Consider the following 15,967-nt stretch of genomic DNA (forward strand, 5'->3'; position numbering starts at 1 on the left):
ACCAACGAGTTACGGGGGCTGTTATGGTCAATCGCTTTTTGCGTGCACTGTTTTACTGGCCGATTCGTATCACTGCTACATGTGAACCAATCCCTTTTGAGCCGTTAAAGCACATTAAAATCGATCCTAACAAGCAAATTGTCTACATCATGGTGTCATCCTCTGTAGGCAACATGCTGACCGTGGAGCGCCTGACTAAGCAATTAGGCTGGCCATCCCCATTTGAAGATATTGTGATTGGTCAAAAGAAACTGCCTCGCACTGCCTATTTGCGTGACCCTACTTTCTTTGGCTCCACAGGACGAGCCCGAGACATTAGCGGCACTATCTTTCAATGGTTTGCAGCCTCGCGTGAGATTAATGAAGACTTGCAGATCATTCCTATTTCTGTGCTTTGGTCACGAGACCCTAGTATTGAAGGTGAGGCTATTCGAGGCATTGACTTAGCTACCCCTGTGTGGCGTAAGTTTTTAACTCTTACCTTTGCAGGTCGCGATAACTGCACCATCATCTCTGAGCCTTGTTCAGCTTTTTATTTAGAAGAACGCCTCAAGAGTGTGGGCGACTATATCCTGCGCAAGATTATTCTAAACCGTCTTGTAGCTCTACACTTTTTACGTAAAGCCCGTACCATCGTAGGCAGACCATTTCCAAATCGCTCGCGACTTTTGCATGAACTTGTCCAAAGACAAGGCACGCAAAGTGCGATTGCTGAGGCGATGGAGAAAGATGGCAAGAGCAAAGAGGAGCTTGAAAAGAAAGCTTACGAGATCTTCGATATCATGGTCGCAGACACTCGTTATCCGCTGCTGCGCTTTTTCAACACCATCATTTCCCTCATATGGAAGCGCATTTACCATGGTCAGAGCATTGTAGGCGCGAATAAAGTTCGTAACCTTGTGCAAAACGGCTATGAGATCATCTACATTCCATGTCACCGCTCGCACATGGACTACATCTTATTGCTCTTTGCTATTTTCCATGAGGGCCTGCCTATCCCTCAGGTAGCATCTGGCGATAACTTAAACTTCTTCCCAGTAGGACAAATCATCCGTCGTTGTGGCTCATACTTCATTCGCCGCAAAATGAAGGGTGATACTTTCTACACTGCCTTATTCCGTGAGTACTTATCAGTACTCTTTGAGCGCGGCTATGCTACCGAGTTCTTTATCGAGGGCGGTCGTTCTCGTACGGGACGCACCCTGCCACCAAGAACTGGCATGGTGTCCATGACCGTACAAGCTCAGCTACGTGGTATTGAACGTCCTATTGCCTTCATCCCAACTTATCTTGGTTATGAGCACGTAATGGAGGTCGGCTCATACATGCATGAGCTTGAGGGTGCGGCCAAGAAGAAAGAGAGCATCAAAGGCCTGTTCGGCATCTTTAAGCGTTTACGCTATTACGGCCGTGGCTATGTAACCTTTGGCGAGCCTGTGATTGTGCCTCGTTTCCTCAATAAGCATGTACCAAACTGGCATGACTATATTGATCCTACTGGCAATTCACGTCCTGAGTGGCTTTACGACACCGTAAATCAGCTCTCACACGAGATCATTATCAAGCTCAATGACTCAGCTTCAGTAAATGCTATTAACCTGTGCGCCTTAGCTATCATTGGTGATGCAGACCATACTCTCAGTATAAATATGCTAAAACGCTGTCTGAAGCTTTACTTGCTAGTTCTCTCTTGCGATGAGCGTCGTAAGGGTCTCATGCCTTCAGGCAGTCTCGACACTATCATTGCTCAGGCTTTAGAGCTTAAGAAATTCCGCGTCTATGACGTCGGTGAGGATATGAAGTTTGTACGCCCAAGTCGTGGTCAGACTCTGCAGCTTACTTACTTCCAGAACAATATTCTGCACTTAGTAGCACTACCTGCTCTCATTGCAAGCGTCATTATTCGTAACGGTCATATCAGCCGTGCCAATGTAATCTCACACACCCGCTCATTGTTCTACTTCTTAAAGCACGAGCTGTTTACTCCAATTACTGAAGACGAACTCGACAGCTTCATTAACAAATACATCAATGTCTTTGTTAAGGGTGGTTACATCCTTGATCTTGACCATAACATGCTCGCACTGTCTGGTGATGGCTATGAGGAGCTCTTAATTCTTTCTAACTCCATTCGCTTAAACCTCGTACGCTATCTAATCGCTGTAACCTTGCTACGCCAAATCAACGACGGCACTTTAACTAAGAATGACTTTGTTACTGCTTGTGTCGATCTGTGTAAGGAAGTGCCATCGGAGGTCACTAATAACTCTCCTGAGTTTGCTGACCCCATCATGTTTAACATCATGTGTGATACCTTTGTGCGTCACAGTTACTTTAGCTACTGTGAAAATGGCACCATCATCCCAGAGCATAATAAGATCGTAAAACTAGCCCAGGCTGCTGAGCCGCTGCTCGCTGCCAAGTTAGTACGCCATCTTAAAACTGAGATTGAGAACATCAAGTCACACAATGTGCTAGGCCGCGAAGCTGCCAAAGCTGCGCAAGCTGAGGCTGATGCTAAACGCACCCCTGATACAGAGGCTGTATCTGCTACAGCTGATGAGAGACCTATCATAAGTAACGATTCAGCAAAGACAGAAAATAAGACTCATGGTGCAGCTATCTCTGAGGACAAAATTGAGAGCAGTGCGGCTGCTTGTGAGGATAAGATGCAGTCAGTATCTGAGTTTCTTGATGATAATGACGCCAAATCCTAGGATTTAACGCCATTATTTTCTTTCCTAAGATGGTGCAGTTTTAGTTCTTATCTTAGTTGTGTGAAATGCATAGATGCGCATTGCCTTATGATCTGATAGCATTACAGTGCGTTATTATATTGATGAGGTCTGTTTGTATTAGGCCCATTTTATCTTGCACTATTTAACCTTAGCTTAGGCAAATTCATCATCTGCCCAAACTAAGAACGGATCTTGCAAGAGAATTGATAATTGGCGTAAATATCACAATATTTTGACGCCATATACTCTTCTTTTAAGTTAGAAGAAGACAAGTTTTCTGCTGAAACTGCGCTTTCAGCCACTTCAGATGATCAAGGCATAAATGCCTTGGTATCATTAGAGAAGTTAATCCTGCTTCATGCAGGGCAAGCCTGCCTTTAGTTGGGCAGCTGCCGCTCAGTATCACACGGCAGCTGAACGCTGCCTGCTTGATGCTGTTGTAATTCAGGAACAATTTGCAATGAACCACAAGTTTTTGCTCGCTGCCGCTACTGGCATGCTGCTGTTAGGCTCATCAGTTACAGCTATCGCCGCAGACGATCCACGCTCACATCAACCAATCGATATCAATGCTGAGGCTCAAGACCCTGCTCAGGCTTTAGCTGATGCGATTGCCCCAGAGATTGGTTACTACGACATTACTCCTGACTTTACTACTAACTTAGCTAGCAATGGCTCTGGCCGTATGCACTACTTACGTGTACACGTAAACGTCATGGTTAAGGACGCTAACGATCTTCCTCTGCTCACCGAGCACGATGCTTTAATCCGTGACGCAATCTTAACTATCATCGGTGCTAAAGAGTACAACGCTATTGCTACTGCAGCTGGTCGTGAGGCATTAAGAGCTGAGTGCCGTGCCCGCGTTGCTGATATTTTAGCTAACAAGAAGGGTGGCCCTGTTATTCAGGATCTGCTCTTTACTAACTACATCTATCAGTAGTTTTAATTAAGATCTTGTACCTTGATACAAGATCTTTTCATATCAACACGATATGGACTTTATATGCCGACAGGCATAAAAAAAGCGCCTGCTCTATGAGCATTGGCGCTTTTTTAATGACTGCCACATACTGCATGCATGCGGCAGCTAAAAGGCTTTGGCAAGCTTTAGCCTTGACCTTAAGCTCTAAGCTTCTTTCAAGCGAAGCTTGCCTTTGAGATCAATCAGACCTGCAAGCAGACCTACCACTAAGCCGCCTACATGAGCAAAGTTGGCCATACCGCTTAAGAAGAAGCCAAAGCCAATAAAGATAACGCTCACGAGCAGCAGACCGTTTGGAATACGTAAGCCCTCTGGGATGTCCTCTCGTCTTGAGAGAATACCCATATAGCCAATCACGCCGTAAACCACACCTGACATACCGCCGTAGACATGCATGCCGTCTTGGAAGAGCAGCTGCACCGCATTAGAAAATACGGCCATGGCAAGCACTAAGCCTAAAAGCTTAAATGTGCCTAAAAAACGCTCGATATTGCGGGCAAAAGCCTCAAACATCACGAGGTTAAAGGCGATATGCAAGATACCAAAGTGGAGGAAAATTGGGCTGATAACTCTCCATACCTCGCCACCTTCAGTAATCTGAGCTAATGAAGTCCAGCTTAGAGTGCCTAACAGATAAGGCTCTAAATTAGACAGCAGCATCACAAGATAAATGGCAATACAGATGATCTCAATTACAGAAGTGAGAGTAAAAGGATTCCAGGCATAATTGCCCATCATAAAGCCAAGGGTACCTTGTCCTTGTGTACGCTCACGCTTAACGGTACGACCACTAGCCCATGCAGCCTTATTGTATTCTTTGGCAAAGGGGCTATTCATGAAGTGCAAGAGCTCAATTTTTACTTTGGAGACATCTGACTCATCACGCACATAGATAGCGTAACTTGAACCAAAGCCAGGCTTAGCCACAGCTTTGATACCCTTGGAGTTCAGATAGTCAGCAAAAGTTAAAGCCTGAGCTCTGTCTTTAATTAAGCCAGCCTCGTATGGGAAATTAATGTCGTCTATCTCTTTGAATTCAGCCATTTCATGTACTCTGCTACGCCTTCAGCTACAGTCTTGAACTGCACATCACAACCTGAAGCACGTAAGTTAGTCAGGTCAGCCTGAGTAAAGCTCTGATAGTGGCCCTTTAAGTGCTCTGGGAATGGAATAAACTCCACCTCACCGTGGCCATGATGCTCAATTACTGCTTTAGCTATGTTTAAGAAAGGCTCGGCACGACCAGTACCACAGTTATAGATGCCTGATGGACCTTGGTGCTCAAAGAACCATAAGTTAACCTTAGCCACATCCTCAACATAGACGAAGTCACGGGTATGACCACCATTTTCATAGCCATCAGTACCCTCAAAGAGCTTAGGATTTTCGCCACGTAACATCTGATTGTTCAGATGGAATGCAACAGAGGCCATAGCGCCCTTATGACCCTCACGTGGACCATAAACATTGAAGTATCTAAAGCCAACTACCTGAGACTTTAATGAGGACATTCTCTCTCTTAAGTACTCATCAAATAAGAACTTAGAGTAGCCATATACGTTCAGTGGGCCCTCGTACTCACGACCCTCTTTAAAATCGGTCTTGTCGCCGTAAGTAGCTGCAGAAGAGGCATATAAGAATGGAATACGATGGGCAGTGGCAAACTCAAAGAGCTCGACAGTGTATTCGTAGTTATTCTTCATTACATACTTGCCGTCCCACTCAGTAGTAGCAGAGCATGCACCCTCATGGAAGATGGCATCGATATTGGCACAACCGTACTTCTTGTCAAAAGCCTCTTCATTAGTAAAGAGCTTAAAGAAGTCTTCCTTGTCCATGTAGTCAGCAATATTCAGATCAACGAGGTTCACAAACTTGTGACCATCCTTGAGGTTATCTACTACCAGAATGTCACGACGACCGCGATCATTTAGCAATTTGACAATATTGCTACCGATAAAGCCGGCACCACCAGTTACGATGATCATATCAAGCTCCTGTTAAGCCTTGCTGATAAGCCTTGCGGTCAACCAATGAGTTGCTACTTACGCTAAGACTATTTGATCGAAAAAATCTACTAAAAAGCCACACACCATATAAGATTATGAAATTAGGCATAAGCTTCACTAGCATCATACTATTGTCGTTGATCTAAAAAGCACTATGCAAGCCATTTGTATCTCATATTGGATCAATGTTCTCACAAATGGACAAACTTATGAAAAATAAACGGCGTTTGTCATAAGCGCCCGCACCTGATTTACATCAGTAAAGCACAACAGCAAAGGCCTAGCTGCACTGAAAGTTATGGCTATGACCATCAAGGCCATCTATACAGTGAACTTTCTCAAAACTACATTGTCCTGATAGGACACCTTGAACAAATGCTGCTAAACTAAGTGGATTGCTGTTATATATTGTGATGTGCAATTTGTTAGTAGTAAGTCTCTTCATTGTAATTGCTAAAACTTAGGCAAATCATTGAAGATCTTATCTGTTGTGGCATTGTGGTTTTGACTTTAGATTGGATTACTCATGGCTAAGAGCATTTTAGTCGTATCTCCTGCTTGGCTTGGTGACATCATCATGTCGCAAAGTCTTCTTAAAACATTAAAAAGACAGGATCCAGACTGTCAGATCACTATGTATGCTCCTGCCTATGCGCATGTGATTATTGAGCGCATGAAAGAGGTCGACAGCATTATCACTAATCCTTTTGCTCACGGTAGTCTTGATCTTGCAGGACGCTATAGCGAGGGCAAAAAGCTTAAAGCTATGGGCTTTGATAAGGCCTATGTGTTACCCAACTCGCTAAAATCAGCACTAGTACCATTCTTTGCAGGTATTAAAGAGCGTATTGGCCTAAAAGGAGAGTCCCGCTATCTCTTATTAAATAAGATGATTAAGGACAAAACTTCATATCAGCGTATGAGTGCACGTTATGTAGCTCTTACTTATATTGATGATAAGAATGTGGTCGATGATAAGAGCCTACCTGCGTTTGACTACCCATCCCTTGAGGTTAAAAAGCCAAGTGATGAGCTTCTTGAGCGCCTAAACTTAAGTTTAGACAGACCATTATTGGTCTTAGGCTGCGGTGCTAACTATGGACCTGCTAAGCTCTGGCCAGCGGAGTACTTTGCCAAAGTTAGTGCTCACTTTATCGGCAAAGGCTATTGTGTTGTCGCCCCTGGGTCACAAAAAGATAAGCCAACTACCGAGCTCATTGCTAAGCACCTTAAAGAGATTAACGAAACTTACCTTGATAATTACAAAGACATCTGTGGCATGACCTCCCTTACTGAGGTCTTAGATGTAATTGGCGCATCATCTGCAGCAGTATGTAATGACTCTGGTCTGATGCATACTGTAGCAGCGGCCAATGTGCCACAAGTATGTATCTTTGGCTCCACGTCCACAGGCTATACCCCGCCGCTCTCTGAAATAGCAGCGTGTGTAGAGTCAACTCAGCCATGTCATCCATGTTTTAAGCGTACTTGTAAGTTCGATACCTACGCGTGCCTTAAAGAACTCACACCTGACATGGTCATAACTAAACTTGAAGAAGTTATTGCCAAGAGCAATACCATAGCTTGCAAAAGCACAAGCTAAGAAATTAAACCAAACAAACAGCAACCAACTGCCCCTTCTAAACACTTGAAGGTGTAAGTCAACGTAGTTTGCCCTATGTCTATTAGATCTCGACTTTTCTTATTCTTTTACTATGTGGCAACCACCTTAGTGGTGCTACCAGGTCTGCTGTTTCTTGTGTGGAAGAAACGTAAAGATCCTGGCTATGGCTCACGTGTATTTGAGCTTTTAGGCTTGTATAAGACCGGGCTACGTAACTGTATTTGGTTTCATACAGTGAGTGTGGGCGAGGCTATCGCTGCTCGACCTTTAATCACCGCTTTTGTTAAACGCCACCCTAAGCTGCCTATCTTAGTTACCACCACCACAACCACAGGTGCTAAAGAGATTTTAAAGATTGATGGCATTACTCACGTGTACGCGCCGCTTGATTGTCCTTTATGTGTGTGGTTGTTTTATAAGAACTTTAGGCCAAAGAATCTCTTTATTATGGAGACTGAGCTGTGGCCAAGCATGCTCAGCTTTTCAAAGCTATTCAAAACTAAAGTCAGTGTCTTTAATGCCCGTATGCCAGAAAAGACCTGCCGTAAGTATGAAAAGCACAAGGTGATCACTCGCGATATCATCGCCAATCGCCTAAGCAAAGTGATTTGCCAAACCAAGGACGATGCTGAGCGCTTTAGACGTATTGGAGTAAGCGACGATAGGATTATTACCGCAGGCTCGCTTAAGTATGATTTAACGCCTAATGAGCCTCTCTTTAGACGTGCACGAGCCATTCATAATCTTAAGCCTGATCTGCAGTATGTAGGCGCGATCTCGACTCACGAGGGTGAAGAGTCCATGATTATTGAGACCTTCTACTCTCTACAGTCAAAATTCCCTAATCTGCGCTTAGTGCTTGTACCACGCCATCAGTCTGGCGTATCACGCGCTGAGAACTTTTTAGATGATATCAGTGGTTCCTATGCTTTAAGAACTCACCTTAACTCTGATCTAAGCGATTTTAGCCATGACATTCTCATCGGCAATACCATGGGTGAGATTGAGTTTTATTTAGGCATGTGCGATATCGTTGTAATGGGCGGTAGCTTTATTGATATTGGTGGCCATAACCCACTAGAGCCAGCCTATTTCTCCTTGCCAATTATTACTGGCCCATACTATTACAACTTCACCGAGCAGTTTGAAAATCTCATTGAGCATGGCGCTGCCTTTGTAGCTAACGACCATCGTCGTCTATATAACATCTGCAAGATGTTCTTAAATGACCCTGATCTAATGTTAAAGAGCGGTATGACCGCCTTTGATATTCAGCAGCAAGGTCGCGGTGCCGTGAACAAGACCCTCGATGCCATCGAAGAGTGCCTACGCTCATAAGCGCCTAGTTTACTTAGGCCATTAATGGATCTATAGTTTGCGCCCAACAAAAAGCCCAGCATTAAGCTGGGCTTTTTGTTAGCGGTGTACGCAAAATCTTGTTACTGCTTAGCTCTGACTTATTTGTCAGCCTTTACAGTACGCAGGAACTCTACGTAGTTACGTGCGCTCTCTGCTACCTCAGTCATATCGAGGTTACCATTAACTGGCTTTGCATTGTAGAACACATAAGTGCCGGCATACTCAGCACCACAGTACTTAAATGAGTTGATGTAGGAGTTTAAGTACTCTTCTACGCTCACACCAGGAACACCACCCTGCTCGTATACGTCAGCACTAGCACCTGCAGTTACAGCAAATGCAAACTTACGACCCTGCAGATGACGACCGCCAGCAAATGCCCAACCAGGGGTTAATACTGAGTCGACCCACTGCTTTAACATTGGAGGGCTGTTAAACCAGAACATTGGGAACTGAAAAACAATGCTGCCATTGTTATCAATAATTGAATGCTCTAAAACATGATCGATGGAGCTTCTAGGGTAGGAGCTTTGCAGGTTGTGAAGTACAAACTCTTCAGGGTACTTACGTACTTCGTCAACCCAACGACGGTTAACCACTGACTGATCGTAAAATGGGTGATCAACAATAATTAAAGTTTTCATTGGTAATACGCCGTGAAAATGACTTAAGTCATAGGCAACGGCTTACTCCTTTCTAGGTTCGGGAACAGCGCCTCTAAAACCAGAGGTGCTAAAGTTTTCGGTGGCTGCCGTTTAATGCACAGCAGTAGTAAAACTGCCAGAACATCTTGCTTAGAGCAAAGCTTAATGCGCACACTGCAACTTAATTAGCAACTTACTCAGCACAGAGCCAATTTCATGACCAATTTAAGCTGTGGCCAAATCTGTCTTCCAACGGTCACCACAAGTACATCAACATGATGCACTGCTAATCACTTTGCTACTCATAAGCATTAGTCTTATCTATGGATAGTGTAAAAGTATCTTTACTCTTAGCTACACAAGAGTCACTAACACCTTACGATTAGCTATCTGTACTAAAAAATGTACTGTGACAATGATATTGATGATTGTAGCGTTTTTTGGTTTTCCGATCAAAGAAAACCGCACTAAAAGGCCCTAGATTACGCCTTAATTGGGCATTTTAATCAATTAATGGCACTAAAAGTAACAATCTTATAGAAGATAAGCGCTCACAAAGACACAAACCATTGGCCCCAATAGCATCACAGATGCATCTAAACGTATGCTCTTGATAGCGAAAAACACGTTTAACTTAGACTTAGGCATGCCCCAACATACAAACTGCTTACCTTTGCCTTAGTCAACCGACATGGGCGCATGATGGCTTTGCCTTAGTCAATCGCATGGGCGCATGATGGCTTTTACTTAGTCAACACGTGACTCGTCATCGCTACTTAAAGACTCATTTGCCTGAGCATCTTCATCGGTGCGCTCAGCACATTTGCGAATCAAAGTCATGATGAGATCGACATCTAATGACTCGAGGTTTTTGTGCTCTTTTTCCTTATTAAAGGAGCGCTCTAATCTTGAGAGCATACTCCGTTCATCTGACTTAGACAGATTTGCACGAATCTCGCACTTATCAAAGTCGATTAAGAAGCACTGATCCTCATTATCAATGAGAATATTGCGAATATTCAGATCAGTGTGCATCAAGCCTGCATCAAAGAAGCGGCGTAACATCATACCGATCTTACGCATCTGACCTTGAGTAAGTTCACCTTGCTCTAAGATCTCAGCAATATTCTTGGTATTAGGAATCTGCTCAACGACAATGTCGTTCTTAATCCAAATTGACCCCACCTGTTCACGGGCAATTAAAGGACGAGGCACTGGCAGTCCTAAGCGGTAGAGCTTGGCGGTAAGTTCAAACTCTAAGCGTGCACGCATGGCGTTTTTATCCATACGGAAAAAGCCATCGGTCATAAACTTGCCAATAAAACCGCCACGGAAGTAATGACGCATGCACAATGAGAAGCTTTGCTCAGCATCATCAATTGTGACATCTGGTACAGCCATATAAGACTCAAGACCACGCTCTTTACGAGCCTTGTCACGAGCTCGCTCCATCTCAATTTCAAAATCACGTGCTGGGCCAAAGAGTTTTGCCGCCTTCACATAATCTAAGGTGTACAAAATGGTCTGGCCTCTACCACCCTTGCTTGAGATGTTATAGCCATTAGTATCGATAAACTCTTGGCTAAAGTAGCGATTTAATGCTTCAAATGTAGTGCTCGCGTTATAGCCACTCTTTGGATCAACTAAGAAATTGATCTCGCCTTCATCACGTCGATTGAAGCTTAAAGTGCGTGATAAATGACTCTCATCATAAAGATATCTATCCATGATTTGCTGCTCCAAAATCTAGTTGATGATTAGCTCGCCAGAGTCACCGCTTCCGGCATCAATAATTACCCCCGTCTTAGCATCTTGATCTTGCTTAGATGCTGGTGCATAAGACGAATTTACAATAGGCTCATCGGCCCTCACCACACTAACAGTTCCTCTAGATGAATCATTGTTCTTTGGACTTTGTGTGGCAACAACATTTGTTGTAGAAGTTACTATCTTCTCATTTGCTGCAGATTCTTTGCCATCTGAGTTAATTTGAGATGAAGATTGTCTCTTATCAGCTATCTCTAGCTTGCTCTCAGATGCACTCTTTTTTAGATTAGCTTTGCTTCGAATATCATCAGCTAAAGTAGGCAGCGCTTTAATAAGAGCGCTCTCACTTAGCTTAAGCTGCTTAACTAAAGGCTTGTCACTTTCAACAGCCTTAGAGCTTTCATCTTTAGCCTCACCACCTGCTGCAGCTTCAGTTGCGGTCTTGCTATTAGCAGCAGTCTTCTCCTCAGTTTCAGCCTTACTATCAGTATCCTTGGTGGCCTTATCGCGGCCTTCTGCCTGGGCCTTAGCCTCTGACTCCTTGGCTGCGGCTATGGCTTTTGCTGCTGACTCCTTAGCAGCGGCTGTCTTGGCATCAGCGGCTGTGGCTTTTGCTTCTGCTGGGGTAGCTTGCTTGTCAGTAGCTTGCTTATCGGTAGTGGCAGCTACATCCTTAGATGAGGCATCTTGCTTAGCGTCATTAGCTTTTGCATCAGCTGCAGTTGCCTTAGCTTGGTCACTTTCAGACTGCGCATCGCTTGTGCTAGTACCTGACTCTGATGTAGCTGCTGCAGTTGCGCTTTCATCAGCATTATTCGATGACGCTTCAGCGTAAGAAGGATCAGCGCTTGTTGATGCCTTATCTACGCTTGATGCTGTGTCTGAACTAGACTCCTCATCGCCTAAAAATGGGATGGAGAAGTTTTCCACAGGCTTTAATGAACCATCAGGGAGCGGAATTAAGCCCTTGATGATGCGATCATAGATTGCTGCATCGAACTTATAGTTAGCTTGCAGCTCTAACTTTGTAGCTGCGCTCAGAGAGCCTGAAAGGAGCTCGCACTGCTCTTTAGTAAACGCTGTCAAACAGTCTGTATACAAGCCCTCGTCAAAGCTATTGAAGTAATCAAACTTATCTGACTTTAAAGATGCCACTGCATTAGCACAGATAAAGAATACTAATGATGCAATGAAGTACACCTTGAGATACTTATGATTAGCTGACAACCACGCAAGCAGCGGGATCAGAGCAAAAGGAAGTACTAGTGCAATGTGTGAGGAGTTTACAACCTCTGAGCTTGCTGCAGATGCAATGATCACTGCAAGCATGAAGCTGATGGTAAGACCACGAATAAATTGGGACTTAGCAACATCAGTTCCGGCCTTAGCTCCGCTTAGCGCAAAGAGATTACCATAGGCAGCGATGATCGCTGAGATCACGCCAAAGGCCTGAGAGAGGATAATCCACGCCCAGCACAAAATGACTATAGCTAAAGAGTAATCATCTGCGATCTTAGGAATAATTGCCTGTTCACTAACAGAAAAAGAGGCAAATCTAAGCCAGTAAAGCAGACCCTTAAAGAGCGGATATACATGCAATAAGCCATAACCAAAATAACCATCTTGAGCTGAGGCATCTGCATGGTTAAGAAGATTTGGATTGCTTATTACTTCTTGAATGTATGGCAATAAAGAAAGAGCTACTACCAATAATCCCAGACCAAGACCAAGGTAGCTCACTTTGATATCTCGACGCAGCCATAATATGAGAGCACCAACTACTAAAACCGGCCAGGAAAAGTGCAGCTGCACTATCATGCCAAAAGCAATGATCAAGAAGAAAGAAGGAAACACGCGATGGCGTGAGTTCTTATCATGGTAATGATCATGATAGTCATAGCGTAGACGCAACAGACAGTTTAAAACCAGCGGTGCACAGAAGGTTAGATAGGCTGGGCTATAAAGCATGGACTGGTATAAAGTCCATGGGCTGAGTGCAAATAAGAAAGTACCTAAAAGCACCACGCGTCTAGTAAACAGTAAAGAGAGTGCATTAGCAAAGATCACAATGCCTATAGCACGAATCAGAGTCTGAAAAACCGCCGGTGCATAAGGATGCATGTACACCTGAAGAGGGAGACCCATTAACCAAGAGCTAAGCATACCTGGCACGTTACCCATGATGCCTGACTCATTACCAAAAGGTAAATAAGTGCTGTTAAATGCTGCATAGTATCCTTTAAGCAGCATTTGCAATTGATCGTGGTTAAAGCTCTGATTGATCTGATAGAACCAAGATACAGCTGCAAAAACCAAGATAATCAATAGCAAGAACAGATAATCTACGGCATTTAGCCTTTCTACATGCTTCATAAAAAGTAAGCCACCCCTACGAGAATATTCACAAGGACGGCGGTATCTCCATTAATTGCAAACTGATCACTAAAAGCTAGTTCATCTATCACATCAAAGATGATGACTGAGGCCTTGTACTATGAACTCATAACCTGTATGGACACTTTGTAGCTCTTTAGCATGCAAAGTACTTTGCAAGATCATGAATGCATATGTGATGCTCTTTTGGGCATCCTATTTTGTCTATGGGCACTAGTGCTACATAAATGGCTTAAGCTCAAGTAGTTTTATCTAAACAAAAAGTATTTGAAAGCCATTGAGCAACGTACGATAAGCACCTCACTACTATGGCTATAAAGTAAATTACTCTCGTTTAAAGTAGTCCGACATTTGTCCTATAGCATCAAACAAGAAAGTATCACGCGTCTGATCTTTAGCTGTCTTGTACTGTTTATCTTTGAAATCGAGCATACCGAGCTTATTAATGAGCACGATACGATCATCTTCAATGATGGCATTTTCAAGTTGTGAGCCAACTAAAACGTACTTTGTAGAGCGTTCTGAGAATAAATCTTCACCAATCGAGAAGTCAGAGATGTTGTTGCGTACACCAAAGACACGTGGCAGCAAGGTAGCAGTTATATCGTAAGCTGAGGTGAGCTTATCTACCTCAGCTCCGCCTAAACCTGGCCACTTAATGATAAGAGGGATCTTAGTCTGTACGTCGGTAAAATTACTATTGTGGCCCCAGAAGTTTTGCTTGTTATCGTTAAACTCTTCACCATGATCTGAGGTAATGATAACAATAGTGTTATCGGCATAACCATGCTCTTCTAACATCTTTAAGATCTTAGCGATATTCTTGTCAGCATAGTAGACAGAGTTACGATACATATTAAAGATCGGCTGTGGATCGGTATCGTCATTAAGATCCATGTGATTGACGCTTTCAACAGTTGGCGTGAATGGTCTCTCCTCGCCTAATGGAGTTTGATAATGGTGAACATTATCAAGGTAGACAAAAGAGAAGAACTTCTGATCATTCTTTAAAGAACCAAGGAAAGTATTAAAGTCATCCATAGCAGCAAGATCTCGCTCCACGGCATTGTTGCCGCGCGAGTCAGTGCGTAAGTTTGGCACTTGGGCAAACACTGTAGTGTTAAACTCTGGTCTATAGAGATTAGCTGAGGTAAAAATACCGTAGGCGTAATTACGATCTAAAACTACCTTGGTAATAATCGATGGAGTAGCACTTCTTAAGGCAGCTGTCCAGTATGAAGGCGGCAGACCATAAAACAGACCAAAGATACCGCCGCGTGTAGCGTTTGACGCTGAGTAGTGATTATTAAACTTATAAGCGTTGTTAGCGTAGGCATAAGTGTTAGGCATGTTCTCTTGCGTGAACACATCCTTACGTAAGCTATCTACAGTAATAAGCAGCACATTGTACGGCGATCTCGCATTCTTAAGATACATAAGATCATGCTTAGGATAATCAAGTACGCCGTTCTCGCTAATTTCAAGGGGGCTGCGATCAAAGTCTTCTTTGCTAATGAGTCCTACCTTGAGCATAAAGGAGTTCATCGTTAAAGGCTTGTAAAAAGGCAGACGATTTTGTATCTCGGCAACAGGCAAGAGTTGCTTAGCATTGCCATATGCATGAGCTAGATTAGCTAGTGCATACATTATCAAAAAAGGGATAACAAAATAGCGGGTTTTTACGATCTTAAAGCCAAGTAAGATGGCCGCAGCTGTAGATGCTAGAGAATAAAGAATGCATACGAGAGCTTGAAGCGCAATTGAAGCCCAGGTTTGATTAGATAAGGAAATCACTTCACCATTGGTATTCAAGAATATATCGAGTATGGACCAATTGAGATGGAAGCGATACAGCTCAAAAACTTTGGCATCAGTTGCAAGTATGATGTGCAGCAATGAGACTATAGTGACTGCATAGGCATAACGATACTTACTGAGGGTCTTTTTAACTACTAGTGCCGGTGTAATGAGTACTAATGAATATATAAAAAAGCATAAGAAGAAGTGCCCGATAGAGGCAAAGTAGAATGTTCCTATAGCAAACCATGGTGAAGAAGAATTATCTGGTGCATAAGCGTTTCCGATATATAAGGCTAAAGGCAGATTAAGAATCGCAATCCACACCACGCTTAAAAAACTTTTCTTCACAAGGCACCTACCTGCATAGGATCTAAGTGCTTGCACAAAACTTTATTGCAAGCAAAGAATAAGACATGCCAAAAGCACAAGAATAAGCTAAAACCACTGCTTAAAATGGTCATAAATGTACCATTCTAGCACACGATACCTATTCAATAATGAGAAAAAAGCATGTGCCTTATAATGGGAAAAGCTGACTAAAACACGCTTTTGCTCCTTTAGTTAAACACCTGCAAGAAATCTTATATTGATATACAACGGGGCAGTAAGCTTGAGGAAAATTTGGTATTCTAAGCAATGGCAAAAAT

10 protein-coding genes are annotated in these 15,967 nt (G+C 43.4%); 4 read left to right on the forward strand and 6 right to left on the reverse strand.

The window, feature by feature from the left end; translation table 11 throughout:
- The first annotated feature begins 23 nt into the window (after positions 1 to 23).
- Positions 24 to 2,717 (forward strand): glycerol-3-phosphate 1-O-acyltransferase PlsB, encoded by a 2,694-nt coding sequence (plsB, locus tag RDO37_RS04250; protein ID WP_308498226.1) that lies wholly within the window; start codon positions 24 to 26, stop codon positions 2,715 to 2,717.
- A 379-nt stretch (positions 2,718 to 3,096) separates the two neighbouring features.
- Positions 3,097 to 3,681: a flagellar basal body-associated FliL family protein gene (locus tag RDO37_RS04255; protein ID WP_052338961.1), complete on the forward strand. Its 585-nt coding sequence runs from the start codon at positions 3,097 to 3,099 to the stop codon at positions 3,679 to 3,681.
- A 186-nt stretch (positions 3,682 to 3,867) separates the two neighbouring features.
- Here RDO37_RS04255 and RDO37_RS04260 read toward each other — a convergent pair whose 3' ends face one another.
- The gene (locus RDO37_RS04260; protein ID WP_303074819.1) at positions 3,868 to 4,767 is read right to left on the reverse strand and encodes a rhomboid family intramembrane serine protease; all 900 of its coding nucleotides are present in this window, start codon (positions 4,765 to 4,767) and stop codon (positions 3,868 to 3,870) included.
- Positions 4,746 to 5,711 (reverse strand): ADP-glyceromanno-heptose 6-epimerase, encoded by a 966-nt coding sequence (gene rfaD, locus RDO37_RS04265; protein WP_308498227.1) that lies wholly within the window; start codon positions 5,709 to 5,711, stop codon positions 4,746 to 4,748. Before rfaD ends, RDO37_RS04260 begins: the two co-directional genes overlap by 22 nt.
- A gap of 547 nt (positions 5,712 to 6,258) precedes the next feature.
- Between rfaD and waaF the strand changes: the two genes are divergently transcribed.
- Together waaF and RDO37_RS04275 are read left to right on the forward strand one after the other, a co-directional pair.
- Positions 6,259 to 7,335 carry a lipopolysaccharide heptosyltransferase II gene (waaF, locus tag RDO37_RS04270; protein WP_308498228.1) on the forward strand — a complete coding sequence of 359 codons (1,077 nt, stop codon included), beginning with the start codon at positions 6,259 to 6,261 and terminating at the stop codon, positions 7,333 to 7,335.
- 75 nt (positions 7,336 to 7,410) lie between these two features.
- On the forward strand, positions 7,411 to 8,694 hold the full coding sequence (locus RDO37_RS04275; RefSeq protein ID WP_308498229.1) for a 3-deoxy-D-manno-octulosonic acid transferase: 1,284 nt from the start codon (positions 7,411 to 7,413) through the stop codon (positions 8,692 to 8,694).
- A gap of 119 nt (positions 8,695 to 8,813) precedes the next feature.
- Here RDO37_RS04275 and RDO37_RS04280 read toward each other — a convergent pair whose 3' ends face one another.
- From RDO37_RS04280 to RDO37_RS04295, 4 genes are all read right to left on the reverse strand, one after another.
- A complete protein-coding gene (locus tag RDO37_RS04280) occupies positions 8,814 to 9,359 on the reverse strand; it encodes an NAD(P)H-dependent oxidoreductase (protein WP_027939693.1) in 546 nt (181 codons plus the stop codon).
- Between the two features lie 747 nt (positions 9,360 to 10,106).
- On the reverse strand, positions 10,107 to 11,087 hold the full coding sequence (locus tag RDO37_RS04285; RefSeq protein ID WP_308498230.1) for a 3-deoxy-D-manno-octulosonic acid kinase: 981 nt from the start codon (positions 11,085 to 11,087) through the stop codon (positions 10,107 to 10,109).
- A gap of 18 nt (positions 11,088 to 11,105) precedes the next feature.
- Positions 11,106 to 13,499, reverse strand: coding sequence for a hypothetical protein (locus RDO37_RS04290; RefSeq protein WP_308498231.1), 2,394 nt, complete (start codon positions 13,497 to 13,499; stop codon positions 11,106 to 11,108).
- A 345-nt stretch (positions 13,500 to 13,844) separates the two neighbouring features.
- Positions 13,845 to 15,668 carry a sulfatase-like hydrolase/transferase gene (locus RDO37_RS04295; RefSeq protein ID WP_308498232.1) on the reverse strand — a complete coding sequence of 608 codons (1,824 nt, stop codon included), beginning with the start codon at positions 15,666 to 15,668 and terminating at the stop codon, positions 13,845 to 13,847.
- Positions 15,669 to 15,967: the final 299 nt, after the last annotated feature.

The organism is uncultured Anaerobiospirillum sp., from assembly GCF_902485895.1.
Taxonomy (GTDB): Bacteria; Pseudomonadota; Gammaproteobacteria; order Enterobacterales; family Succinivibrionaceae; genus Anaerobiospirillum; species Anaerobiospirillum succiniciproducens.

What these genes read in the sequence shown, in the direction of transcription:
- RDO37_RS04290 (WP_308498231.1), bottom strand. Translation starts at nt 13,499, where the DNA reads ATGAAGCATGTAGAAAGGCTAAATGCCGTAGATTATCTGTTCTTGCTA.
- RDO37_RS04260 (WP_303074819.1), bottom strand. Translation starts at nt 4,767, where the DNA reads ATGGCTGAATTCAAAGAGATAGACGACATTAATTTCCCATACGAGGCT.
- RDO37_RS04255 (WP_052338961.1), top strand. Translation starts at nt 3,097, where the DNA reads ATGCAGGGCAAGCCTGCCTTTAGTTGGGCAGCTGCCGCTCAGTATCAC.
- rfaD (WP_308498227.1), bottom strand. Translation starts at nt 5,711, where the DNA reads ATGATCATCGTAACTGGTGGTGCCGGCTTTATCGGTAGCAATATTGTC.
- RDO37_RS04275 (WP_308498229.1), top strand. Translation starts at nt 7,411, where the DNA reads ATGTCTATTAGATCTCGACTTTTCTTATTCTTTTACTATGTGGCAACC.
- plsB (WP_308498226.1), top strand. Translation starts at nt 24, where the DNA reads ATGGTCAATCGCTTTTTGCGTGCACTGTTTTACTGGCCGATTCGTATC.
- RDO37_RS04285 (WP_308498230.1), bottom strand. Translation starts at nt 11,087, where the DNA reads ATGGATAGATATCTTTATGATGAGAGTCATTTATCACGCACTTTAAGC.
- waaF (WP_308498228.1), top strand. Translation starts at nt 6,259, where the DNA reads ATGGCTAAGAGCATTTTAGTCGTATCTCCTGCTTGGCTTGGTGACATC.
- RDO37_RS04280 (WP_027939693.1), bottom strand. Translation starts at nt 9,359, where the DNA reads ATGAAAACTTTAATTATTGTTGATCACCCATTTTACGATCAGTCAGTG.